The 24,534-nt window shown below is 30.9% G+C and carries 30 protein-coding genes; 14 read left to right on the top strand and 16 right to left on the bottom strand.

Annotated features, from left to right (window positions below; translation table 11 throughout):
- Positions 1–3: 3 nt before the first annotated feature.
- On the top strand, positions 4–1,941 hold the full coding sequence (locus K5782_RS05795) for a beta-CASP ribonuclease aCPSF1 (RefSeq protein WP_297464821.1): 1,938 nt from the start codon (positions 4–6) through the stop codon (positions 1,939–1,941).
- On the opposite strand, the gene sepF is transcribed toward K5782_RS05795, so the two are convergent.
- Positions 1,933–2,211 (bottom strand): cell division protein SepF, encoded by a 279-nt coding sequence (gene sepF / locus K5782_RS05790; protein ID WP_007551580.1) that lies wholly within the window; start codon positions 2,209–2,211, stop codon positions 1,933–1,935. The genes K5782_RS05795 and sepF overlap by 9 nt on opposite strands.
- Before the next feature lie 73 nt (positions 2,212–2,284).
- The gene (locus K5782_RS05785) at positions 2,285–3,292 is read right to left on the bottom strand and encodes a tRNA (5-methylaminomethyl-2-thiouridylate)-methyltransferase (protein ID WP_297464818.1); all 1,008 of its coding nucleotides are present in this window, start codon (positions 3,290–3,292) and stop codon (positions 2,285–2,287) included.
- A gap of 71 nt (positions 3,293–3,363) precedes the next feature.
- Between K5782_RS05785 and K5782_RS05780 the strand changes: the two genes are divergently transcribed.
- On the top strand, positions 3,364–4,428 hold the full coding sequence (locus K5782_RS05780; protein WP_297464816.1) for an aminopeptidase P family protein: 1,065 nt from the start codon (positions 3,364–3,366) through the stop codon (positions 4,426–4,428).
- Between the two features lie 2 nt (positions 4,429–4,430).
- On the opposite strand, the gene K5782_RS05775 is transcribed toward K5782_RS05780, so the two are convergent.
- Genes K5782_RS05775 through K5782_RS05745 form a run of 7 tightly spaced genes read right to left on the bottom strand, consistent with a single transcriptional unit; the run spans position 4,431 to position 9,739 of the window.
- Entirely contained in the window at positions 4,431–4,919 is a 489-nt protein-coding gene (locus K5782_RS05775) for a DUF3888 domain-containing protein (RefSeq protein WP_297464814.1), read from the bottom strand.
- Positions 4,920–4,938: 19 nt separating this feature from the next.
- Complete coding sequence (locus K5782_RS05770; protein WP_297464812.1) at positions 4,939–5,781, bottom strand: methyltransferase domain-containing protein; 843 nt, start codon at positions 5,779–5,781, stop codon at positions 4,939–4,941.
- Positions 5,782–5,808: 27 nt separating this feature from the next.
- A complete protein-coding gene (locus K5782_RS05765; RefSeq protein WP_297464810.1) occupies positions 5,809–5,970 on the bottom strand; it encodes a hypothetical protein in 162 nt (53 codons plus the stop codon).
- A 1-nt stretch (position 5,971) separates the two neighbouring features.
- Positions 5,972–7,231, bottom strand: a complete 1,260-nt coding sequence (gene coaBC, locus K5782_RS05760; RefSeq protein ID WP_297464807.1) for a bifunctional phosphopantothenoylcysteine decarboxylase/phosphopantothenate--cysteine ligase CoaBC — start codon at positions 7,229–7,231, stop codon at positions 5,972–5,974.
- Positions 7,221–8,060: a 3-methyl-2-oxobutanoate hydroxymethyltransferase gene (panB, locus tag K5782_RS05755; RefSeq protein ID WP_297464804.1), complete on the bottom strand. Its 840-nt coding sequence runs from the start codon at positions 8,058–8,060 to the stop codon at positions 7,221–7,223. The genes coaBC and panB overlap by 11 nt, the downstream gene beginning before the upstream one ends.
- Positions 8,053–8,817 (bottom strand): 4-phosphopantoate--beta-alanine ligase, encoded by a 765-nt coding sequence (locus tag K5782_RS05750; RefSeq protein ID WP_297464802.1) that lies wholly within the window; start codon positions 8,815–8,817, stop codon positions 8,053–8,055. Before K5782_RS05750 ends, panB begins: the two co-directional genes overlap by 8 nt.
- A gap of 10 nt (positions 8,818–8,827) precedes the next feature.
- Positions 8,828–9,739: a GHMP kinase gene (locus tag K5782_RS05745; RefSeq protein WP_297464801.1), complete on the bottom strand. Its 912-nt coding sequence runs from the start codon at positions 9,737–9,739 to the stop codon at positions 8,828–8,830.
- A gap of 65 nt (positions 9,740–9,804) precedes the next feature.
- Between K5782_RS05745 and K5782_RS05740 the strand changes: the two genes are divergently transcribed.
- Entirely contained in the window at positions 9,805–10,785 is a 981-nt protein-coding gene (locus K5782_RS05740) for a phosphate uptake regulator PhoU (protein ID WP_297464799.1), read from the top strand.
- On the opposite strand, the gene K5782_RS05735 is transcribed toward K5782_RS05740, so the two are convergent.
- Both K5782_RS05735 and K5782_RS05730 read right to left on the bottom strand, forming a co-directional pair.
- On the bottom strand, positions 10,786–11,298 hold the full coding sequence (locus tag K5782_RS05735) for an NUDIX hydrolase (RefSeq protein ID WP_297464795.1): 513 nt from the start codon (positions 11,296–11,298) through the stop codon (positions 10,786–10,788).
- A gap of 25 nt (positions 11,299–11,323) precedes the next feature.
- On the bottom strand, positions 11,324–12,226 hold the full coding sequence (locus K5782_RS05730) for an AsnC family transcriptional regulator (RefSeq protein WP_297464794.1): 903 nt from the start codon (positions 12,224–12,226) through the stop codon (positions 11,324–11,326).
- Between the two features lie 117 nt (positions 12,227–12,343).
- On the opposite strand from K5782_RS05730, the gene K5782_RS05725 reads away from it, so the two are divergent.
- The 7 genes from K5782_RS05725 to K5782_RS05695 all read left to right on the top strand — a co-directional run bounded on the left by K5782_RS05725 (position 12,344) and on the right by K5782_RS05695 (position 18,314).
- Complete coding sequence (locus K5782_RS05725) at positions 12,344–13,531, top strand: ABC transporter permease (protein WP_297464792.1); 1,188 nt, start codon at positions 12,344–12,346, stop codon at positions 13,529–13,531.
- A 28-nt stretch (positions 13,532–13,559) separates the two neighbouring features.
- Positions 13,560–14,228, top strand: coding sequence for an ABC transporter ATP-binding protein (locus tag K5782_RS05720; RefSeq protein ID WP_297465054.1), 669 nt, complete (start codon positions 13,560–13,562; stop codon positions 14,226–14,228).
- Complete coding sequence (locus K5782_RS05715; RefSeq protein ID WP_297464790.1) at positions 14,225–15,526, top strand: hypothetical protein; 1,302 nt, start codon at positions 14,225–14,227, stop codon at positions 15,524–15,526. The genes K5782_RS05720 and K5782_RS05715 overlap by 4 nt, the downstream gene beginning before the upstream one ends.
- 41 nt (positions 15,527–15,567) lie before the next feature.
- Entirely contained in the window at positions 15,568–15,900 is a 333-nt protein-coding gene (locus tag K5782_RS05710; RefSeq protein WP_297464788.1) for a hypothetical protein, read from the top strand.
- A 196-nt stretch (positions 15,901–16,096) separates the two neighbouring features.
- Positions 16,097–16,297: a hypothetical protein gene (locus K5782_RS05705; RefSeq protein ID WP_297464786.1), complete on the top strand. Its 201-nt coding sequence runs from the start codon at positions 16,097–16,099 to the stop codon at positions 16,295–16,297.
- Positions 16,298–16,377: 80 nt separating this feature from the next.
- Positions 16,378–16,764, top strand: coding sequence for a hypothetical protein (locus tag K5782_RS05700; protein ID WP_297464784.1), 387 nt, complete (start codon positions 16,378–16,380; stop codon positions 16,762–16,764).
- Between the two features lie 2 nt (positions 16,765–16,766).
- Positions 16,767–18,314, top strand: a complete 1,548-nt coding sequence (locus tag K5782_RS05695) for an AarF/ABC1/UbiB kinase family protein (protein WP_297464782.1) — start codon at positions 16,767–16,769, stop codon at positions 18,312–18,314.
- Here the strand turns inward: K5782_RS05695 and hsp14 are convergent, their stop codons facing one another.
- On the bottom strand, positions 18,315–18,707 hold the full coding sequence (gene hsp14 / locus K5782_RS05690) for an archaeal heat shock protein Hsp14 (protein WP_297464780.1): 393 nt from the start codon (positions 18,705–18,707) through the stop codon (positions 18,315–18,317).
- Between the two features lie 77 nt (positions 18,708–18,784).
- Here hsp14 and tmk point away from each other — a divergent pair, with 77 nt between their 5' ends.
- From tmk to pyrH, 3 genes are read left to right on the top strand one after another with little or no spacing between them, the layout of a single operon-like run.
- Positions 18,785–19,366: a dTMP kinase gene (gene tmk, locus K5782_RS05685; RefSeq protein ID WP_297464778.1), complete on the top strand. Its 582-nt coding sequence runs from the start codon at positions 18,785–18,787 to the stop codon at positions 19,364–19,366.
- Entirely contained in the window at positions 19,363–20,598 is a 1,236-nt protein-coding gene (locus K5782_RS05680; protein WP_297464777.1) for an HD domain-containing protein, read from the top strand. Before tmk ends, K5782_RS05680 begins: the two co-directional genes overlap by 4 nt.
- On the top strand, positions 20,598–21,281 hold the full coding sequence (gene pyrH, locus K5782_RS05675; protein ID WP_179365485.1) for a UMP kinase: 684 nt from the start codon (positions 20,598–20,600) through the stop codon (positions 21,279–21,281). Before K5782_RS05680 ends, pyrH begins: the two co-directional genes overlap by 1 nt.
- Here pyrH and K5782_RS05670 read toward each other — a convergent pair whose 3' ends face one another.
- On the bottom strand, positions 21,282–21,638 hold the full coding sequence (locus K5782_RS05670; RefSeq protein ID WP_297464775.1) for a hypothetical protein: 357 nt from the start codon (positions 21,636–21,638) through the stop codon (positions 21,282–21,284).
- 128 nt (positions 21,639–21,766) lie between these two features.
- On the opposite strand from K5782_RS05670, the gene K5782_RS05665 reads away from it, so the two are divergent.
- Complete coding sequence (locus tag K5782_RS05665; protein WP_297464773.1) at positions 21,767–22,288, top strand: hypothetical protein; 522 nt, start codon at positions 21,767–21,769, stop codon at positions 22,286–22,288.
- Positions 22,289–22,553: 265 nt separating this feature from the next.
- Here K5782_RS05665 and K5782_RS05660 read toward each other — a convergent pair whose 3' ends face one another.
- The 3 genes from K5782_RS05660 to K5782_RS05650 are packed head-to-tail and all read right to left on the bottom strand — an operon-like array spanning position 22,554 to position 24,515.
- Positions 22,554–23,198 (bottom strand): hypothetical protein, encoded by a 645-nt coding sequence (locus K5782_RS05660; RefSeq protein WP_297464770.1) that lies wholly within the window; start codon positions 23,196–23,198, stop codon positions 22,554–22,556.
- 32 nt (positions 23,199–23,230) lie between these two features.
- On the bottom strand, positions 23,231–23,467 hold the full coding sequence (locus K5782_RS05655; RefSeq protein ID WP_297464768.1) for a hypothetical protein: 237 nt from the start codon (positions 23,465–23,467) through the stop codon (positions 23,231–23,233).
- Between the two features lie 10 nt (positions 23,468–23,477).
- On the bottom strand, positions 23,478–24,515 hold the full coding sequence (locus K5782_RS05650) for a V-type ATPase subunit (RefSeq protein WP_297464766.1): 1,038 nt from the start codon (positions 24,513–24,515) through the stop codon (positions 23,478–23,480).
- Between the last annotated feature and the right edge of the window lie 19 nt (positions 24,516–24,534).

Genomic DNA, 24,534 nt, shown 5'->3' with positions numbered 1-24,534 from the left:
TTAATGCAAAGAAAACAGCAACAAAAAGAATTACCTCCTAGCCAAAATATGATGGCGATCATACTGCAAAGTATACCCAAAGAAGCTAAGGTAACAAAAATTGAATATGAAGGACCAAGAATTGCGTTGTATACAAATTCACCACGTTATCTGATGGAAAACAACGAAACAATTTCTAATCTTGTTAATATAATTAAAAAAAGAATTGTTGTACGAACTGACGAATCTATTAGAAAATCAGAAGAAGATGCAAGAAAAATTTTAGCTGAATGTATTCCAAAAGAAGCAAATTTTCAAGGGGCATTTTTTGATACTGCTACAGGTGAAGTTTCAATTGAAGCTAAAAGACCTTGGTTACTACAAAGAGATGCAAAAGAATTCAATCATGCTGAAATAACTGAAAAAATAGGTTGGAAACTCCGTGTAAGAAAAGCAACCACAATACCATCTCGTACTATTCAAACAATAAATGCAAATCTAAAACTCACAGCTGTTGAACGAAGCAAACAATTCAAACAAATCGGAGATGAGATATTTAGACCCCGTTTAGCACAAAAATCTGAGGTATCTCTCATAACACTTGGTGGTTTTAGTCAAGTAGGAAGATCTTGTATGCTCTTATCTACTCCTGAAAGTAAAATCCTAGTTGATTGTGGTATAAATCCTGGTGCTAAACACCCAATGGATTCTTTTCCTAGATTAGATTTTCTAGATATTACTTTAGACGAACTTGATGCAATTGTGATTGGACATGCACACTTAGATCATACTGGGTTCTTACCTGCATTGTGTAAATTTGGTTATAAAGGACCAATTTATTGCACTGAGCCAACACTACCTATGATGAATCTTATTCAATTAGATGCAATCAAAGTTGCTGCTGCACAAGGTAGAACACCAATTTACTCTGAAAGAGATGTTAAACAAATCATGAAACAAGCAATTACTTTACCATATGGTACTGTTACAGATATTTCTCCTGACATTAAATTGGTACTTGCAAATGCTGGTCATATTTTAGGTTCAGCTTTATGTCATTTTCATATTGGCAACGGTGATCATAATTTTGTTTATTCTGGCGATATTAAATTTGGAAAAAGTATCCTATTTGAAGCAGCCAGTTGGAATTTCCCCAGAGTTGAAACTCTGTTAATTGAAAGTACATACGGTGCAAAAGAAGACATTCAACCAACCAGACAAGAAGTAGAATCTGCTTTCATTAATGCAGTAAATAACACTCTTGCTGATGGAGGAAAAGTTCTCATTCCTATTCCTGCGGTCGGTCGTGCACAAGAAATCATGATGGTAATTGATCACTATATGAAATCCGGTGAAATGGTCGAAGCTCCTGTTTTTACAGAAGGAATGATTTCAGAAGCTTCTGCAATTCATGAGGCATATCCTGAATACCTTGCTAGAGAATTAAAACAGAAAATCTTAGAAACTGATGATAACCCATTTGATTCAGAATACTTTACAAACATTGAGCACGCTGATACACGAGAAGAACCGATGCGAGATAATTCACCATGTATTATTTTAGCAACATCTGGAATGTTGGAAGGTGGACCTGTTTTAGAATATTTCAAAAATATTGCTCCTGATAAAAAGAATAAAGTCCTGTTTGTTTCATATCAAGTCAATGGAACTATGGGTAGAAGAGTATTGGATGGTTCAAAACAAGTTACTATGTTAGGTAAAGAAGGAAAAGTAGAAGTTGTTACAATTAATTGTAGTGTTGAAAAATTAGATGGATTTAGTGGACACAGTGATTATAATCAGTTAATGTCTTTTGTTCAAAGATTAAGGCCAAAACTTCGTAGAGTCCTTGTAAATCACGGTGAACGACGAAAATCAGAAAATTTAGCAATGAATATCAGAAGAATGTTTAGAGTTCCTGCACACTACCCTCAAGTTCAAGAAGCGATCAAATTATTTTAGATCGTATTCTGGTTTCCAGATTTTAATGTTTGATGGTGCTACAATAATTCTCTCTTCACCCAATCTTGCAATATCTGCACCTTCAGTTTTTGCAATAGAATACAACTCCTCAACTACTTTTCTAAGCTGTTCAACATTTTTTTGAGCCAACGGCGTAACTCTAAGAATTAAAATCATTTCTTTTTTGATGTCTTCTTTAATCGAATGTACATCACTGATGTCTCGTATAGTAATGGCTTTCAAATAGGTGGGATTTTCCTGTTTTTGCATCCTTGAAGAAAATGCGATCTACTCCTTCAAAAACTCTTCCTTAGTTTTAACTAATTCCAAAAAAAATTCATGCCTAAATTCTAAATTTAATGTATGATTCTTCTTCAGCATGCTCTGCTGTGATTTCGTTTGTTATGTTGTTTTTGGAAATAGTAATTGCTGATTGCATTCCCTTTGGTGCATCTGAATATCTTAGGGTAATAGAAGATGCAAATTTTACATGCATATCTGCATTCTTTCCCCGTAAAATTGCAACTGGTCCCATATGATCACGTGCCTGTAATAAAATATCATCAGACAATGCAATTGCTTTTATCATTTCATTTTCATCTTTATTTCTTCCAACAACAAATTTAGTTTGTTCATCTAATCTGAAATGTCTTCCTACTTTTAGTAAATCAATATCATTTATTGTAGGAGTTTCAGTATGTGCAAACAAATCTTTTGCACGTAAACCAAATGTTGGATCAGTTAAAAGACATCCGCCACCTGCATTTGGTGGATTTTCAATTCCATATTTTTTTGCCATCTCTAATTGTGTTCTTCTAGTTCTTCCTTTAATCATCCCAAGATTTTCTCTTTTGATCAATCCATTTTTTTCAGGATCTGTTTCTGGAAGTAGCCCTGCAGATAATGGTCTAACAATTTTTCCAACTAGACCTGAATCTTTTTCAATTATTCTTAATGAAGGAGCATGTTGACTCATTGGTCTTTGTCCTAACACTTCTCCTGAAATAATAAACTCAGCACCGATCTCTTCCATGTGTTTTTTTGCAGCATCAAACATCATAGTCCTACAATCAACACATGGATTAAACCCAGCACCAATTCCATGTTTTGGATGTTTTAACATCTCAATGTATTCATCACCAAGATACACTGTTTTTAAATTGACATTAAGATCATCAGCTCTTTCTCTAATCTCAAAACCACAACCTCTTCCACAATCAAAATCACAAAAAGGCGTTTTTATTGCAACAGCTGAAACTTCAAATCCCTGTTCCTGCATCATTCTAACTGCAAGCTGGCTATCTAAACCACCAGATAACAAAGCAACTACTTTCTTTTTTTCATCTGTCATATTAAAAAAATCAAAATTGCTGTATACAAACTTTACATCATACATAAATTGAGAAGCGCTGTGATATTTTTGTGAAGGAACGAAGAAAAAATCTTCTCAAATTCGCTCAAAAGATTGACTGTGATACACTAATTGCATTTGAGCCTGAAAATTTATTCTACATGACTGGATTTTGGGGTGAGGCTATTGGTATGTTAGAAAAAGGAGGAAAAACCACCATTATCGCTCCTGAACTTGAGGTAGGTCGTGTTAAAGAAGAATCTGAAGACTGTGATGTAATTACTGCAGAACGTGGTATGGGATTAATATCTTCATTAACCAATAAAATCAAAAAAAAATCTGTCTGTACTGATTGCCAAAATTATTCAGTAATGACATCTCTCAAAAAAACTGTACCTAAGATAATATCTTCTACTGAACCATTTTATGATTCTCGTATTATAAAAGATGAATCGGAGATCAATATTTTGAAAAAAGCTTCAAAAATAATTGATGAAATGTATGAACTTTGTAATAAAAAAATGAAAGTAGGTCAAAAAGAGTCTGAATTACAAACAATATTGATGTCATACGCAATGGGACAAAAAATGTTTGATACTGGATACAAATCAACACTTAACCCTTTGATTATAGCTGGAGGATCCAATGGAGCATTACCTCATGCACAAGTAACTGACAGAAAATTCAAAAAAGGAGATCTTGTAGTAGTTGATCTTACATTGAGATACAAAGGATATGTTTCAGATGCAACTAGAACATTTGCAATTGGAAAAATATCTCCTAAAGAAAAACAAGTCTATGAAATTGTAAAAGAATCACAAAAACTTGGATTAGAATCTGTTAAACCAAATGTTACTTGTAAAGATGTAGACTCTGCTTGTAGAAAATACATTGAAGAACAAAGATATGGGAAATATTTTATTCATTCAACAGGTCATGGTATTGGACTTGAAGTTCATGAATTACCAACTATTTCATATCGAAGTGATACAAAATTAAAAAAGAACATGGCTATTACTGTAGAGCCTGGAATCTATATACCAAACAAATTTGGAGTAAGAATTGAAGACTCGTTAATTGTAAAAGATAAACCAATAATTTTGCATAAATTTACAAAAGATCTAATTACTATCTAATTCTAGTCGTAATAGTTTACAATATCAATTATGTGTTTTGCATTTGAGCTTTCAGCCTTGATTTCTTTTGTGATTTGATTTACATTCCAGACGTATTCTATATTTCCTTTATATGATTCAAACATCAAAACCACTTTATAATTTTCAGTAGAATCAACTTTAGTAATGTTTAGTTCCACTTTTGTCTTTTTGTTATCGTATATTTTTTCATCAGGATATTCTTTAGCAATTTGTTCTTTAATTGCATTCAATACTGTTAATCCTTTTTCATTTGGACCATTATATGCCATTAAAATTTCTAAAATTTGTTTTTCCTCAGTTGTTAAATTGTCTGGAAAACCACTTTCTAAGTCGCCTTTTGTTAATTCAGGAATTACAAATACAACAAAAATTGCTACTATGCCTAGGTAAATTGGAGCTCTTTTTTTTAGAAATGACTTAAAATCTGACTTTTTTGGTTCATCTTCTTTCTTTTTGTTATTTTTACCCATTCTACTCCCTACTATCAATCTAGTATTTTGCAGTTAAAATTAAAACTTGCCAAGGAAATACTATCACCTCATTTCTTTTTGTATATGGAATAGTGTTTTGTTTAACTGCCTGTTTCAACTTACTTCTCTGAGATTTATCTAATGCATCTAATTTTTCCTTAATTGGTTTGGCAATGTATTTCAGATAATTTTTCCAGTACTCTTCAAAATTTCCAGGACTATAGCTAAATGTAAAATCTTTTATTGAAATTTTTGAAAATCCTGCATTTTTTATTTCATCATATAATGATTTTTTTGTTCCAAATCTATCTAAATTAGGTGTACCAGGTGGTACATAATCTGGAATAAATTTTGTAATAGCATCTAAAATACTGCTAAAAAATGGAACTTTGTCTTTATGACCATGAACTGATATTCCTAATGTTCCTGTTTTTTTGAGGCTATTTCTAATATTTTTTAATGCTTTTTGTGCATTTGGGAAAAAAAATAATGCATACTGACATGTTATAATGTCAAATTTATGATTAAAATTAAATTTTTCAGCATCAATATTTATAAAATCTAAATTGGATTTTTTACCATTCCATTTTTTTGCAATATTAATTGCAGTAACTGAAGCATCTGCTCCAATAACACATCCTGAATTTCCAATTTTATCAAGAATTTTTTTTGTAACTGCACCTGTACCACATGCAAGATCTAAAATACTATCGCATTTCTTTACGTTTACTAGATCAACTAACTTTGATGTACTTTGAAATGGTCCTTGATTAACACCAGCCCATCTTTTATGATATCTTGGTGCTATTTCATTCCATATCTTGATGTTTCTTTGTTTATATTCTATATGATCTAGTTTCATTATGTTTTTGATATTTGATGATATATTTTATGTAATCTCTTTAAAATCTGATTTAATTGTTCTTCCTGTCTCGTGAAAATATCTATGTTCAATCTCTTTTAGCTTATCTAATATTTTTTCGTTTTGTATTTTCTTTAATCTAATCTTATTATATTCAGCTAAAAGTTTTTTCATTTCTGCTTTTTTCATTTTATATTTTTATTTTATTTTCAATCTCTTTTATAATTAATTTAGCAATCTTTTCTTTTTTCATCCAACCAGATGAAATTACACGGTTTGAGTCTATGATCAATATCTCATTACTTTCAGGATTTTTCTTATATCTTTTTGAACCAATATTATTTGCAATGATCATATCTGCATTTGATTCATCCATTTTTTTCTTTGCAAGTGTAATTAATTCATTTTTTGAAATATTTGCCTCAGCTTTGAAACCTACCAAGAATACATTTTTCTGATATTTTTTAATAAAATTAATTACTTTTTGAGTCTTTTTGAGGCTGATTTTTATTTTATTTTTTGAACTTTTTATTTTATTTTTGCTAGGATTTTCTGGAATGTAGTCTGATATAGCAGCTGCCATTATTACAATATCAAATTTATTTTGCATCTCTTTTTTTACAACATTGAATATTTCATTGCTTGTAGAAATTTTAATTAATTTTACTCCTTTTGGTGGTTTTTCACTTCCTGGACCATAAACTAATGTGACCTTAGCTCCTGACGAAATTAATTCTGAGGCTAATAACATACCGGTTTTTCCTGAGCTTTGATTTGTAATTATTCTAACAGGATCAATATATTCAATTGTTGGTCCAGCTGTAATCAAAACTTTTTTATTTTTTAAAATAGATGAAAATCCAAATTTTTTTAATACATAATCTAAAACATCTTCTGGTTCAGTAGCTTTTGCTTTACCTTCAGTTTGTTGAGGAGATAGAAATTCAATTTTATTCTTTAAAAATTCCACATTCTTTTTTACTGCTGCATTTTCATACATCGATGCATGCATGGCAAGACACATCAAAATTGGAATCTTTGAACCAAATCCTACTGTAAGCACCGTAGATACTGGTGTATCGTCAATACCATTAGCTAATTTTCCCAGCGTGTTTGCCGTTGCTGGATAAACTATGATGAGATCTGATTGGTTATAGTCTGCTAATTTGATGTGTTCTAATTCACCTGTTAGCTTTGTTATTACTGCATTTCCAGTTGCCCACTTAAAATAATCTGGTTGTACTAATTTTGTAACTGCATCACTTGTAACACATCTGACATCTGCACCATGTCTCATTAGCAATCTTGCTAATTCGATTGCTTTGTATGCTGCTACACTTCCTGCTACACAAAGAACGATTTTTTTCCCAGAAAGTTCAACTCCATATGAGCTCACAATATCTAATGATGGATGATTCTTTTCCTCAATGATCTTCTTTTTAGCTGCCAATTTGCTCTCGTAGTTTTTTAAATTCATCTTCATCCATTGAAAACCAGTTTTCTTGGACAGGAAATACGCCTGATTCCACTTCTGTTTTATAGTTTTCAAGAGATTTTACAATTTCCTCTGATAGATTCAAATATCTTTTTGCAAATTTCGGTTTGATTTTTTCATACATTCCCAACAAGTCTTGCACAACTAGAACCTGTCCGCTGCAACCAACTCCTGAACCAATTCCAATCGTTGGTATACTTACTGTCTCTGAAATTATTTGTGCAACCTCATGACTTACCATTTCTAAAACAATACTGAACGCACCAGCTTCTTCAAGCTCCTTTGCATCTTCAATTAATTTTATTGCTGTATCTTTTGTTTTTCCCTGTACCTTATATCCTTCAGATAACATTGTTGTTTGTGGTTGTAATCCAATATGGCCCATTACTGGAATACCAATATCTGTAATTGCACTAATCGTTTCTGACATTGTAATTCCACCTTCTAGTTTTACTGCATCAGCTCCTGCTTGTATTAATCTGCCAGAATTTTTTATTGCATCTTCAATACTTACTTGATATGACATAAATGGTAAATCTGCAACCAACAAAGCATTTTTCCTTGCTCTACTAACTGCTTCTGTAAACATACACATTTGATCCATTGTTACTGGTATGGTATTTTCATAGCCAAGCATTACCATGCCCGCACTATCTCCAACAAGTAGAACGTCTATTCCTGCTTTATCACAAAGTGAAGCAAGTGTATAATCATAACTTGTAACGACTGAAATTTTTTTACCATCTTTTTTCATTCGAATAATATCATATACTGATTTATGCAAAATGAGCTCTCCTTGTTAAATTATTTTTAATTTCAATTATGTTATCTGAAAGATTTTTTTTATTATTAAAATTCTTGACGATCTTTTCAAGTGTGTTTTTGTTATTTTTTGATAATTTTTCATAAGTTATAGATAACAAATCTATGGCACGAATCACATTATCTACTATTGTAATATTTGCAGTTTGTGAAGTTCTTGAAAGTGGATTAAGATCAAATGTTATGACAGTTTTACCAGCTTTTCTTAGTGCCATCGTTCTATCTCCATCTTCTAATGGAACAATTACAACATCGGCTACAAATATTCCATTTTTATCAACTATTCTTCTAGCAGAATCTAATCCTGATAATGTAGTTGAAAAGTTAGGATTTGTACCTAAAATTTCGTTTGCACCATTCTTTTTTAGAGTTTTTATGATACTCTTTTTTCGTTTTTCATTAGTATAAAACAAGTTTACTTCAATTTTTGCACCTGAGATTTTGGCAAGATTGATTACTTCTTTTGGGCATAATGCAGCAATATTTCCATTGATAGAAATGACTGGTAATTTTGCCAAAAGTATTTGTGCTGCAGCAGCTTTTATTGCTAACTTTGCATTCTTATTTGTTTTTTCACCAAGTAAATAATCAAATGCTTCTCCTCTACCATGTGCTAATAGACCTTCCTTTGCTACTAATCCCTGTTCAAATCCGGAAACAAGTTTTTCTCTAATTAAAAGAGATTTAGCTCTAGGATGAGATTTTGGAATTAAAGACATCTATGTTCAATTAATTATTAAGCACTCTAGCTCCCTGATTATCCAATTGTGATTTTATAATTATTGCATCAGAATATTTTTTTAAGATTTGTAAAACCTTTTCTTCTTTTTCTTTTGGAATCATAGTAAATACAGTTTCACCAAATAATGCAACACCACATTTTATTCCATTTGAAGCTAATTCTTGAATCAAATTTTCCATTCTTAATGTCATTACTTGAATATATTTTGCAAATTCTAATGACATATCTTCAAAATGTTCATAATTTTTTGATTCTAATAGTTTAGTTACCATTTTTCCACCTAGACCGTTAATTTGTGATAAACGCTCTTTGATGAATTTATTTGTTGAAATTGGGGAAAAACAAATCATGATTATTGTAATTTCTCCTGGATTAATTTTTTCTACTTTACCTATTCCTGGTGCTCCTGGTTTGATTCTAATTTCGAAACCTCCGTGGTATGATGCTAAAACATCACCTAACCCTGTATTGCAATTTATCTCTGCATTATGAGCAATCTGACCAATCATAGTATGATCTAAATTTGTTTTAAGCACATGATCTAATGCATATGATAATGATAATGCAACAGCACTACTAGAACCTAAACCATATCCAACAGGAATGGTAATCTCATGTTTAATATCAAAAAACATATCTTCAAAATTTCCAAGCTTTAAAAATTCATTTAAAACATATTCTGAAACATCTGTTTTGTCTGATTCATAACCTATAGTTGTAATTTTAAAATTAGACTTTTGATTTATTTTTGGTAAAATATTGATATGCGTAGTAACTCCTTCTCTTATTGAAAATCCAGCACCCATGGAACCTATTTTTTCTGGAGTTTGATTGTCTTTTTCTAAGTACGCTTTGAAAAAACCTGTTACATGAGCAGGACAAAATGCAGTGGACTCCATTGATCATAGTTTAAATTTTACACAAAATATAAGAATATGGCTTAAATTAATTATACTAGTATAAATTGACTAAATTCATTCGACGCCTACAACGTATAGGTAGTAGTATACTAGTTTCATTGCCAAAAGAATGGATAGTTGCTAATAATCTAGATAAAGGCAGCCAAATTGAACTTGAGACTGGACAAGACACCATTTCTATTTCTGCAAATAAAGAAATGCGTCCAACCAAAGAACTTGTAATTTCATATCCATTACCTAAAGATGAAAATATTGTAGCCGATATTACTGGAGCGTATCTGTTAGGATATGATGTTATACTAATCAATTCTAAATCTACTATTCCTGGTGTAGATAGAGAACAAATTAGAAATTCTATGCGACGATTAGTTGGAATGGAAATTATTGAAGAAGATGCTTCGCATATTAATATGCAATTTCTTTTGGATGCAACAACACTCAATCCAGAAAAAATTCTAAAAAGAATGAGTTCCATTGCACTTGGAATGTATGAAGACGTATCAAATGGATTAATTTTGAATGATAAATCAAATTTACGTACATTATCAAATAGAGATGTAGAAGTAAATAGACAATATTTTCTTCTTGTACGTTTAATTCGAAGTACTCTTGTTGATAAAAGATTAGCTAATGTATTTAATTTAGAAAATATTGATATTTTAGATTATAGAGTAGCCGCAAATCTCTTAGAAAATGCAGGTGATACAATAGTTGAACTTGCTGATTTCGTATATAATTCATCTTTATCTGATCAACACTTGAAAAAAATTTTTGATGTAGTTCAAAATTTTAATGATCTTGCAGAAAAGTCTATTGATGCATTTACAAAACCTGATCGACGTTTAGCTATTGAAGCTATTGCATTACACAAAAAACATCAAGAAAATCTTTCTAAACTTAGAAACACAATTGGAAATAAAAAAGAAATTCCAATTGATCTTCTTGATCTTGTTTATATGTTTGAACGAATTACTAAATCATGGGCAGATGTAGTAGATCTTGTAAAACCAATATACAATAAATAATTAATTTAATTTCTTTTTGAATGCATATGTTAAAACTGCACAAATTGTCTTTGAATCTTGAATTTTTCCATTTTTTATCATCGTAATTACTTTTTTAAAATCCATCTTTACTACAGATAATATTTCATCTTCATCCAGCTTCAAATCTGTAATTTTTTTCAATCCAGACGCTACAAAACAATGAATAGCCTCAGTATTGTATCCTATAGAAGGATAATATGTGATTAATGGAGTCATTTTTTTAGCACTGTATCCTGTTTCTTCTTCTAATTCTCTAAAAGCACATTTCTTTGGGTCTTCTTTTTTTTCTAATGTACCTGCTGGAATTTCAATTACATAACCATGGGGATATCTATGTTGTTTTACAAGTATCAGTTTATTGTTTTCATCAAATGCTAAAATTGCCGCTGCCCCTCTATGTTCTATCATCTCACGTTTTACTTTTCTACCTTCAATCACTAAATCATAAATGCTAAGACCTAATATTTTACCTTCATAGATTTTCTTCTTCATGTTTGATTCATAATTTGATTAATATTTAATTTGTTTGATACGAAATATGTAGTGTTCGTGATTTTTTAGCAATACTGATTGCTTGTTCTAACCATTTCATTGGAAATGATATCTCTTTTGGTATGAACAAATCTGCAGATTTTACTCCATTCATATTTCTAACTATTTTAGTTAATTCATCCATTTCAAAAATATTGCGACTATACATGAACAAGACAATCTGATTTTTTGCAATAAATGGTATTTGCATAAATGATTCTGAAAGTTCATTATTCATTTTATCTAATGTTTCTTTAAGATTTCCATCAATCCATGCAAGTATGGCATGTGAAATAAAACCTTCAATTTTTCTTGGATTATAAATTAATGTAAATTGAATACCATTATTTTTTTGTAATTTATCAATACACCTTGTAACAGTTTTTGTAGAAATTGACATCTCTTCTGCTATTTTTTCAATTTTTTGTCTTGGTTCTTTTATTAAATACTCTAAAATTTCTAGATCTGTTTTAGTTAGATTAGAACTATATCCTGGACTTTCTGCTTCAAAAATTGATAGTACCCTTACATCTTTCATTAGTTTATTTGCAAGTTCTATTTTTTGTTGTAAATTTTCTTTTATTACTATACTGCATACTGTGATTCCACCTACACATGGTACAACAAAAAACGGCTCTCCAACTAATCTGATTTGTTCTAAAACATCTTTGATGTTTTGTCCTGATACTACAATATACAAAACACCTAGTCCTAAAATTGGCGGTTCAACTTTAATTGTAAACTTTTCAATAATTTTGGCTTCCTGCATTTTTTTAATTCGTGCTCTTATTGCTCCACCTGATATTCCTAACTCTTTTCCAATCTGTCTGTCTGATTCTCTACAATTGTTTAGTAATCTGCTTAGAATTTTGATATCTAAATTGTCCAATATGTCACCTTAATCAATTTCATATTGTTTACAATTAACTAATAAGATATAAAAATGTCTATACTGTTAGCACTATAGATAATATACATTAAATATCAGACTATTTTTAGTCTTCTTATGGAATATCGATTACGATTAGCAAAAAGAATGTTGTTTAATAAAAAAGGAAGTCTAATCGGAGCTGTTTTAGCTGTTACTATTGGAATTTTGGTAATTCATGTAAATTTTGTAATTTTTCAGGGATTATTTGATGCAATTGTTAGAGACATCTCAAATTATAGAAACGGGGATGTCCTGATCACAGATGAAGAAGACTACATCGACAAATCTGATCAAGCATTAGTTAGTTGGTTTGAAAGAATTCCGTATGTAGAAGCAGCTACTCCCCGGTTGTCATCTAGTGCATCTATTAACATGACAAAATTTGGTACATTACATGAAAAAACAAGAATTCCTATTGTTGGGGTTGATCCATTTAGAGATATTCAAGCTTCTACAGTTCATGAAACTGTAACAGATGGACAATATGTTTTTGCTAAAAATTCAATTGTATTAGGTTCTAATGTTGCACGAGATCTTGGTGGTGTTGAAGTAGGTGATAGTTTAAAATTAAAAATTGTTGATAGATTTGGCCAAGATCAAATTAGAAGATTTGTAGTTACTGGTATAGCAAGCTCACCCGGTGGACAAGGCTTTGATTATAGTGTAGTTGTACACATTGATACTTTACGTGATTTGATGAACAGAAAAGGTGAATCAGGTTCAATAATGGTAAAACTAAATGATCCAACTAAAGCAGATGATGTTAAAAATTTCTTTTTAGCTGCATTTCCTAATGATGATTTTATTGCAGAAACAATAGAAGAATCAGCTGAAGAACAATTAGCTGGTTTTAGATCTGGTATTGCTATGATAAACATGATTGGTTATTTTGGAATGATGTCATCCGCATTTGCTATTGTTACAATTCAAATGATGTTAGTTAATGGAAAAACTAGAGAAATAGGAGTAATGAGATCAATAGGTGCTACCAGAAAAGATATTTTAGTTATTTTTATTTTTCAAGGAATGATAATTGGTGCAATAGGCGCTGGAGTTGGAACAGCAGCAGGCTTAGGATACACATTTTATGCAAAGGAGACTAAAATGTCATTCAATAATAGCCTCCCATTGGAAGTAAGTTACAATTGGGAAAAAATTATTCAAACTGCGGTATTGTCTTTTATGTTAGCAATAATTGCTTCATTATATCCGTCGTATAGGGCGACCAAACTATTACCAGTGGAGGCGATGAGAACTGTCTAAGGTACTTGAAATTAATAATTTAAGTAAAATTTACGGTGTCGGCGAAAACACGGTAAAAGCCTTAGATAATGTATCATTTTCAATTGAAAAAGGAGAATTTGTATTAATTGTTGGCAGCTCTGGTTCGGGAAAATCTACCTTACTTAACATGATAGGTCTTTTAGATCGTCCTACAAATGGTAAAGTCTTCATCGATGGAACAGACACATCAAATCTATCTGACAATCAAATCTCAACATTTAGAAATAAAAAATTAGGATTTATTTTCCAATTTTCAAATCTTTTAACTGATCTTACTGTTCTTGAAAATGTATTACTGCCAAGAGAAATTGCTGGAACTACAGAATCTGCTGAAAAAAATGCTAGAGAATTATTGAAAGCCGTTGGATTAGAGAATCAAATTAACAAAAGAGCAAATAAAATTTCAGGTGGACAAGCGCAAAGAGCAGCAATTGCTAGAGGTTTGATAAATAACCCTTCAATCGTTTTAGCTGATGAACCAACTGGTAATTTGGATTCTGTTACTTCGAAAATAATTGTTGATTTGATGAAATCAATGGCAAAAGAATTGAATCAAACATTCATCATTGTTACTCATGATCAACAACATTTTGGAGAAGCAGATCGAGTAATTACAATTAAAGATGGAAAAGCATCCGAAGGAAATCAACCATCTGAATTGGAGGTTTTAGCATGATAAATTACAAAATTTTATTTTCATTGACTTTGTTATTGCTTATACCATTAATTACTGATGATTCATATGCTCAAATCAAATCTGGTGGTTTTGGCCAATCACCATTTGAAAGAGATTTTGGAGATGTAAAATTCCTAGAAGGATACTTTGGAACCTTTAACAATAAAATTGAAATTGATCCTGGTGATGATAATGTCCCATTTACTGTAGTATTTGCAAATGTAGGAACACAAGATATTACTGGAATCAAAGGCCAACTATCCCTTCCAGTTGGATTTTCTTCAGCAGATGGTCCTGGTTCACTCATAACTGCTAATAGTGATTCCAATTCATTGGCTGGCAGTACTTTCTATATGACATTTAATGTTAATATTGATAAAAATATCCAAATTAAACAATATCCGGGTACTGTTAAGGTTGATTATTCTAGAATAAGAGAATCAGGAGTTAGAACTTCATTTTCTGAATTTACCTTTAAAGTTACAGGAGATAGTATAATCAATGTTAAAGCATTGGATCCATTCCTTACATCTTTGAAATTAAACAATGTTGTAATTGAAATTACAAATGATGGAACTGCACCGTTATCTAGTGTTGATATTGTAGCTACTAATACTCAAACAGAACTTGCATCTACTTCATCATCAACTACCAATGTTGAAAATGTAGTGATCTTAGAATCTAATTGGGATGTTGGTAACATAAATCCAAAATCATCTAGATATCTTACTGCTACTGTATACGTACCTGGAAATCTTCAACAAGATACACTACGAATTCCATTGTCTATTCAATTCTATAATGCACATGGTGATTTGCAAACTATTTCTAAAATTGTTGATTTCTACATTAGAGGATTGATTGAACTTAACATGTATGATGTTGGAGTAATTGAATTATCTAACACACAAATGGTTGTTGGAGAAATAATAAATGAAGGAAATGAAAATGCTGTATTTGGTTTTGTTACAATTGAGCCTAAGGGTGACTCAAATATTAAAACAAAAACTCAATTTATTGACGAAATAGAAATTGATTCGCCTGTGCCATTTAACATTCCATTAGAATTTGACGGTGAGCCAAGATATGGAGAACATGATATCAAACTAACTGTAAGATACAAAGATAGTGTTAGAGATGAAACACTGTATACACATGATGCTACAATATTTGTAAAAGAACCAGTAAAAATTCAATCTGATAATAGTTTTATGATTATTATTCCATTAATAGCAGCAGCTGCAATAGGACTCTATGTGATTCGTAGGCGTAAAAAATCAAAAATTCAGGCCAGTTAAAATTAAATTTTAAATTAGAAATAGAAAAAGAACTGTTTAAAGTGAGATTATCTATTATTGTCATGATTGCAGTTTTAGCTGTAGGAAGTTCAGTGATCATTTTTGGTTATATCACAAATCAAAATTCTCCAGAAACCATTAAACAATCAGATCCATACGAAAAATTACAAACCTACAAAGATGAACTAGAAAAAATTAACCAGTATAATCAAAAACTGCTTCTAGAATTAGAAGACAAACTGATTCATTCGGATAATTCTAGTTTAAACCAACTAAACCAAGAGATTTCAGTACTAAAACGAGTAATTAATGATAATAAATTGGAACTTGAACAAGTTATAAAAAAACTCTCTACTATGAATTCATCACCTTAAACTCGATCAATTCTAATTCCCTATTCTGGGACATTTGCATTATTGTTATATGATTAAGTTGAGATGGTATGAATCAGGCATGGCAAATAGTATATTTCTATTTCTAGTCGGTAGTATAGTTGGATTCATAACAACACCATTTCTCTGAATCCTTTTTATTTCTAAATTCATATACACAGAAACAAAATCAACAATAATGCGAAATCATCAAAAATTGACAATCGTTGGTATGATCTTATTGGCTGCTACCTATTTGATTTCTACTCGTGAAATAAATCTTCCAGGAATTGGATTCAATTTTGCTTACATCACTGGAATTTCTATGTTGATTGTATTCATTACAAGTTTTATATTATTTGGAAAAGAGAGAATAAAAGAATCAAAATCTAAAAAATAAATTTTTTAGGCATAAAAAATATGAAAATTTTTTAATTTTATTATGGCTAAGATTATAAACGAATAATGGATCTTGCGTTTATGCCAATAGATGAGATTGAAGTGCCAAAGGAGTTAAGAGAATTCATGATAGGTGGGGCACATGAAACTATGCTTGGACAAAAAAATGGCGCAAATAAACAATATCGATATGGTAATTTGCACATAAGAGAATATGATGATAAATTTCTAGTTCATACTGATAAAATTGATCCTAGAAAAGATCCATTTGGTCATTTAGTATATGATGCCCCAGAAATTCTAATTGGAGTTGCATGTTCAATTTTAGGTGGTTCAAAAATTGCAAAATTATTTCTTAAGAATAATAAATCCAAAAACTCAACTATAGCAGCTACTATAACATCTTCTATTATTGCTGGATACATTGGGTATGTTGCAACAAAAAAAGCTAAAAATTATTTAGAATAATTATGTCTAACATAAGAACAATTCAAGTACTTTACAAACTACTACCTTCAATTCTGGCATTACGAAAAGATAGAAGAAAATGGGTTAATACAGAAGGCAAGGACACCGATTTAGAAAAATATCGTAAGAACGCACGTAAAGTTTTAAACACTTTCATTTCGTTAGGACCTGTTTACATAAAATTAGGACAATGGCTTTCATCAAGAGCGGATATTTTACCACAACCATACTTGGAAGAACTTGCCAAGCTACAAGATAGTGTTCCAGCAGCTCCATTTGATCTGGTAAAACCAATAATTGAAAATGACATCGGACCACTTAATGAAAAATTTGAAAGCATAGATCAAAATCCTCTCTCTGGTGCATCACTAGGTCAAGTTTATCGAGGAAGAATATCTGGTCAAGAGATTGTAATTAAAGTAAAAAGACCTGGTATTGAAAAAGTTGTAGAAGAGGATCTTAAAGTCTTAAAAAAAATACTTCCAATGGCATTGAGATTTGTAGATCCAAACTTACGTTTTTCTGCAAGAGCAATGCTTTCACAATTTATTGAGACTATTCACGAAGAGATGGATTATACGATAGAATCAACAAATCTCAAAAAAATCAAGCAAGACATGAAGAAAAGCAACATAGCGATTCCCTCAGTGTATGATGATTATTCCTCAAAAAATGTACTTACTATGGAATATCTTCCTGGTATCAAAATTACCAATATAGAAGCACTTGATGAGAAGGGAATTGACAGGCACAAACTAGTCATTGATGTTCATAAGGTCTTTTTCACCATGCTTTTACGTCATTCTTTATTTCATGCAGATCCTCATCCAGGAAACATTTCAGTAACTGACGATGGGAAACTGATTCTTTATGATTATGGCATGGTTGGGAGATTAGATAATGATACTAGATTAAGACTGATTCGACTTTATCTTGCACTAGTTGAAAAAGATCCACCTCGAACAGTTAATGCAATGGCAGACCTCGGAATGCTAACTCCTGATTTTAACCGTTCAGTAATAGAAAAAGGAATAGAATTGGCAGTTCGTGCAATGCATGGAAAAAAGCCTGATGAAATGGAAGTACAAAGTTTGATGGAACTTGCAAACAAAACAATGAGTAAATTTCCATTTGTTCTTCCAAAAAATTTGGCGCTATACATGAGAATGGCATCTATCATTGAAGGAATTTACAAAACACATAAAGTTGATTTTAAATTTGTCAAAGTATTGAGAGAAATTTTACAAGAAGAACATTTAATCAAAGATGCATACATTGAAGAACTCAAATATTCATTTCAAAGATTTGCAAAATCAATTGATGCCACTATCTCAATTGCTCCAGAACTTAAGAAATTCATTGATGAAAATAGATCAATCCAACTAAATACAAAACCTAAATCCAATGTTTTACTTTCTGGAAGTATACTTTCATCTGCAATATTTGTTGGTTCTACGGTTTTGTATACTACAAATGAATCTCTAGGAATTACTGGAATAATTGGTTCTTTGATAATAATGAGTATTTTTACAATATTTAGAAAACGATAATTATTCTATAGGAATATCTTTACCGTGTTTTTTAACTAAAATTATTATTGTTAATACACCATTATCATATTTTGCAGAACTTACCCCATTTTCTCCTTCTCTAAGTTCAATCGGCAATCTGATTTTTTTATCTATGATATTTGGTCTCTGATTGCAGATAACATTGTGATTTTTTTCTTCAGAAATTTCTTTTGATGCGTTTATGGAGAGAATGTTTCCATCTAATGATAATTTTATGTCTTTTTTTGTAAATCCTGGCATGTCAACTATTAATGTCAATTTGTCATTATCCAGATACATATCTACAGGAGGTAGAACAAATTCGTAAAATTCTCTAGATTTATTCCCTATTTCTTTGATCATTTCTTTTGCCATTGATTCAACTAGTCCCATTTTGAGATATGTGCTTAATTTTTAGTTATAAACCTTGATAGATTTTTAATCAATTAATTTCTCTGATTTTGTAACTTATGATAATTGTTATTGAAGGTGGAGATCAGGCAGGAAAGAAAACTCAAACTGCATTATTGGCAAAAGCATTAAAGCAAAGAAAAATCAAAACAGCTACATTTAGTTTTCCTGATTATAAGACTCCAGTAGGAAAAGAAATTGCAAAATATCTTAACGGTAAAAGAAAATTTCCACCACAGGTAATTCATTGTCTTTTAGCTGCAAACAGATGGGAAAAATTAAATGAAATTTTAGCAGCACAATCAAAAAATTCTATTGTAATAATGAATCGATATTATCACTCAAATCTAATCTATGGTTTAGCAAATGGAATGAAAAGCAAATGGTTAAAAAATCTAGATAATGGTCTACCGAAGGCTGATCTTGTAATTTTACTTGATGTAACTCAAAGAGAATCATTTCGTAGAAAAAAAACTAACAGAGACAAATTTGAAAAAAATGAAGAATTTCTAAGAAAGATATCAAAAATTTATCAAACTATTGCAAAGAAGGAACATTGGAAAATTATTGATGCATCTAAATCAAAACAAGAAGTTCATGAAAATATTTTAAAAGCAATTTCTCAGAAAATAGGCTTATGAAAAAAAATTATTCAGACATAGTTGATCCAATACATGATTTTATTCGTGTATATGATCATGAATTAAAAATAATTGATAATCCAATCTTTCAAAGATTAAGACGAATACGTCAACTTTCTGGGGCTCATTTGACATATCCTGCAGCACAACATACTAGATTTGAACATTCTTTAGGTGTAATGCATATTGCAAGTCAAGCTGGTAAGGCATTAAACGAAAAAGGAATTTTAAAATCTGATGATATTGATTTATTGAGACTTGCAGGACTTTTACATGACATTGGTCATGGCCCTTTCTCTCATCTTTTTGAGGAGATTATTCAACAAAAAAAATTTTCACATGAAGACTTTGGTAAAGAAATTATTTTAAAATCTGAAATTGGTGACATACTATCAAAAAATGGATATGACAAAAAACTTGTTACAAAAATTGCATTTGGAGATTCAAAATTACAATACATGAATGAAATAATTTCTGGAGCCTTAAGTGCTGATATGATGGATTACTTACTAAGAGATGGATATTTTACAGGAGCAGAACATGCACAAATTGATCATAAAAGAATAACACAATCTCTTGATGTACACAAGAAAAAACTTGCTCTAGAAAGATCAGCACTCTACTCTTTTGAATCTATGATGCACTCTCGTTATCAAATGTTCAAAGCTGTATATTTTCATAAAACAGTAAGATCTGCTGAAGTAATGCTTTTGGAGGCATTACGATTATCTGATGATGAATTTGGTTTTACATCATTTGACATTAAAGAATTTGTCAAACTTACAGATGAATATGTTTTGTCTACACTAATCTCATCAAAATCATCTAAGCTAAAACGTGCTAGACAATTTGCTGAAAATTATCAAAATCGTAAATTGTTAAAATGTGTATTTGAACGAATTCTAACTAGCAGAACTAATTTAGGAAAATCTAGAACCGATGAATTAAGAACATCAATTTCCAAAAAATCCAAAGTTGATGAGAGTGAAATTTTTGTTGATAGCTCAGTTACTCCATCAATTCCATTAGCTCCGTCCAAAAATGAATCAAAACATATTATTTTGATTTCAAATGAGAATGGAAAATCTACTGCCCAAGAGATGCCTATATCTGAAATTCCTGTAGTTTCGGCAATATCTGGTTTCATGAATATTCTTAGAATATACACCCATCAAAAGAATAGAAAAAAAGTTGAAATTGCCGCAAAATCAATCCTCGGTGGTTTAAAGTAATGAAAAAAAGAATTGTCATAAAACTTTCAGGACGAATTTTTGGTATGGATAATGCAAAAGTACTCAAGGATTATGCTTCATTTCTAGTCAAAATTAGTAAGATATGTCAACCGATAATTGTTGCAGGTGGAGGAAATATTGCAAGACATTACATTACTCATGCAAGATCTTCTGGAGCTGATGAATCTACTTTAGATGAACTTGGAATTGAAATTTCTAGATTAAATGCAAAACTATTGATTTATGCCTTAAAAAATAAAGCATATTCGCACCCACCAACAACATTACAAGAAGTTAGACATGCAGTTGATGATGGATTAATTGTAGTTACAGGCGGTTTACATCCTGGACAAAGTACCAATGGTACCGCAGCTCTTATTGCAGAAAAAATCAACGCAGAACAATTTCTTAATGCTACTGATGTTGACGGTGTTTATGATATGGACCCTAACAAATTCAAAAATGCAAAAAAATTCAAACGAATCGAACTTAAGAATTTAAAAAATATGTTAGTTCATGAAGATTCAGTTGCAGGAGGCTATGATTTGATGGATATAGTAGCTCTAAAAATAATCGAACGCTCTAAAATTAAAACACGAATTATTAAAGCCGATCTCAAAACACTTGAAAAAGCAATCAAAGGTGGAGAGGTAGGAACAGAAATAATCCTCCAATCAAAATAGTTATTCTAAAATCTCGTTTTGTATGGTTGGACGACTTTCTGACCAAATCTGAATCTTATTTTCAGGATATTCTGGAATTCCAGACTCTCTTAATTTATTGTAAATTATCAGTGCTTCATTTTTATCTACTGCTTTTGATTGAGCCTTAGTAAATCCATCCTTATCTGCAATTATTGTAACATATCCCTCAGGTGAATTAATTACTGCTACAAAATCTTCCTCTCCGACAGGAAAAAACTCACCATTAATTTTTTTTGTAGTCAGCGTTAACATTCCAAATCCTGCAACATCAAACATTTTCATTTGAGATTTACTTGCTCTTTGTTTTCCCTGTTGGACTGCTTGGAAATATTGCATGATTCATTTTACTCTTTAATATTATAATAACTATCTCAACATTTAAGATATGTAAAAATTAAGTAAATTTACTGAATTCTAAAATCTTTGTTTTTGTAGCCGTTATTGCTTTAGCAGCAGCTTTGGGCATGATTCTTCTATCAGGTTCATCATCTGTTATAAATTCACCAGAAAATACCAATCAAGAAATAAAATCTGATGTATCACAAGAACCAATCTCATCTCAAATACAATCACTAAATGTTGAACTAAATGATATCTCAATAAAAGAAGTTACTCCTAGGGGGGCTACAATTGAAATATCATTTAAGATTAACAACCCAAATTCCAATTCTGTAATTGTACAAGTTATGGATTATCAGTTATTTGAAACTGGATATTCTAACGTAGAACAAATCTCAGGGGGTCAAATTGGAAGTAGACCAGAAGGAATGGTGGAATTTGGATCTGATTACTATGTACTTCTAGCTGAAAACTCGATAATTTTAAAAGATAAAATACAATTGAAAAATACAGGTAACACTCCCAAGTTATGGTCTGATCTAGAAAGTGATACTGCAAAATGGCGAGTTACTGGAACTGTCTTCTATAATCTTAGTTCAATGACTAGCGGACAAGAAAATACACTTCATTTTGAATTTGAAAAATAAATAAAACCAAAATCACTATATAGTATCATAAAAACTAAAAATTATGATAATTTGTTTTTAGATAAAAAATATTGGCAAAATTATAAAAGCCCCTGAAGTAGTTTTTCATTAAATGGCAGAAGCAGGAATGGCCGCATTTGGCTCAGCAGTAGGAGTAGCAATTGCACTCGCAGTAGTGTGTTTTGCACTTCGTGGTAAAGGACATCCTGAACCACTGGACTAATCAAAGGAAATTATTCCTTTACAATATTTTTCATTTATCTAACTAATCTTTACCCAAACCTAGCATTTCTGCTAATGATATCTGTTTGGTGTTTTTCTTTGTGATAAAACATCTTTGATAGTATTGGCATTCCATACAGTCTGAAGATGGTTCTAAAATTGGAGTCTTTTGTTCTTTAAGAAGATCATTTAGAACTCTTACTCTTCTAATAATTTCTTCAAACATTTTTTTATCACGAGTTAACGAAAACATAATCTCTTCTCTATCTCCAGTAATGTAAATAATCACTCCATCTGTTTTATCATAAATCCACATGCAAGCATTGAGATAAAGTAAGTCATTTGCCAGAGGTGATTCTAAACTAACATTTGTCGGTCGAAATAAAATAATTGAATTATCTGCAATCATATCTGCATGACCTCTTAGCTTAATATCTTCAATAGAGAATTCTTTTGGATCACTGCCATATTGTAATTTTCGAAGTAGACCAGAAAGGAGATCATTAAAACCCCGTCTTTCTACCTCTTTAGGTTCAATTCTATCATAATATGAGCGTCTTAAACATTGGACCACTTCTTTTAGATGAATGGTTTTAATGTCTTTAGCGTCTATTTCAGTCTCTAATTCTCTTCCAATAGAATCGACAGCATTTTTTATAATACTTCTATAGTCTCTATCTCCCATCATGATAAATCACTTAACAAATTCATCTTTATAGATTAGCTCATCACTTTGGTCAATAACTTTGAAATTTTAGTAGAGAATGCTAATATGATAAAATGGGTTCCAAAGCCTAGAATTGCACCTACTATGATATTTCCTGTTAGAAAATAAATGCCAAGAAATAGTCCTAAAGGAGGCAATGATAAAATCATGGCTAAAAATGTGCTGACCCAAATAGTATTAGTCACAATCTCTGTAGTAATTTCAGTTTTTTTCTTTGGAAATCTGATCATTTTAAAAATTCTATTCTACTTCCAAAATTAACTTTGACATGGTAATTTCAGTTGGTATTTTTTGTTCAACTGCAAATGCAATAGCTGCTAAATTTCTAACTTCAAATGCCGTTAGTTTAGTAATTCCCACGATTGTTGCAAAACTAAACATTTTTGTGAAAGATCTTATGGCTGTTTGGTAAATTGCCATTTCAAACGCCCTTTCAAATTCAGCAATAGCATCAAGTTCTTTTTCAGTTTGAGGGATCAGAGTTTTGTATTTTGTGTTGGATAATTCATTAAATGCATCTTTAATTGTTGCAGCTGCAATCATTCTTCCAAGTAGTTCTTTTGCAGTAGGAGTTTGAGCAACAATAAGATCTTGAATTTGTTCTTCTTTTAATCCCCAGAATTTTCCTCTAATTACACTTAGAATATTGTAAAAATCTACATCCATTCCAACCAATTTTGTAGCATCTTTGTCTGCATAATTTTTCATAGCACCAGCTAAATGCTGAATTAAAATTTTATCAAAATACGTATCAAAAATCTGGACATTTTTTCTTTCACTGTATAAAGCTGCAGCCTTTGCAATTTCTTCCCCAAATTGTACTGAATTCAAGCTTGCAACTGCCTCTTCCAAATCTTTTGAAACTAATGCTTTAATGACAACATCTCTTTGTTTGATTAATTCTTCAGCATGAAGATTTACGTGAGTTTCAATTTCTTCTTGAGGTTTCCCTAAAGCTTTTCCTTTTAAAATTGATTTTAAATTTGAAACAATGAATTTCATATAATATGCATCTAAAACACCTGAATTTCCTGATGTTTTTGCAATTGAATAATGTGTATCTGCTAAATGACTTCTTAGTGCAGATTCAATACCTTGTGATGTATATGGTTTTTGTACCTCTGAAATAGAATCTCCATAAATTGTATTTTTGATTCTAGTCATTAATTCATCAAGATCCCTTGATTCTGCTAACGTTTGAAAATCAGATTTTTTTAATAATTTACCTCGTTTACTATATGATTTTACAGATGCATAGACATTTTTTGCTCCACCCATTTAGGTAAATTTCAATAGA

It is taken from the genome of Nitrosarchaeum sp. (assembly GCF_025699065.1).
Lineage (GTDB): Archaea > Thermoproteota > Nitrososphaeria > Nitrososphaerales > Nitrosopumilaceae > Nitrosarchaeum.
This window is presented reverse-complemented; position numbering and strand designations above follow the sequence as displayed.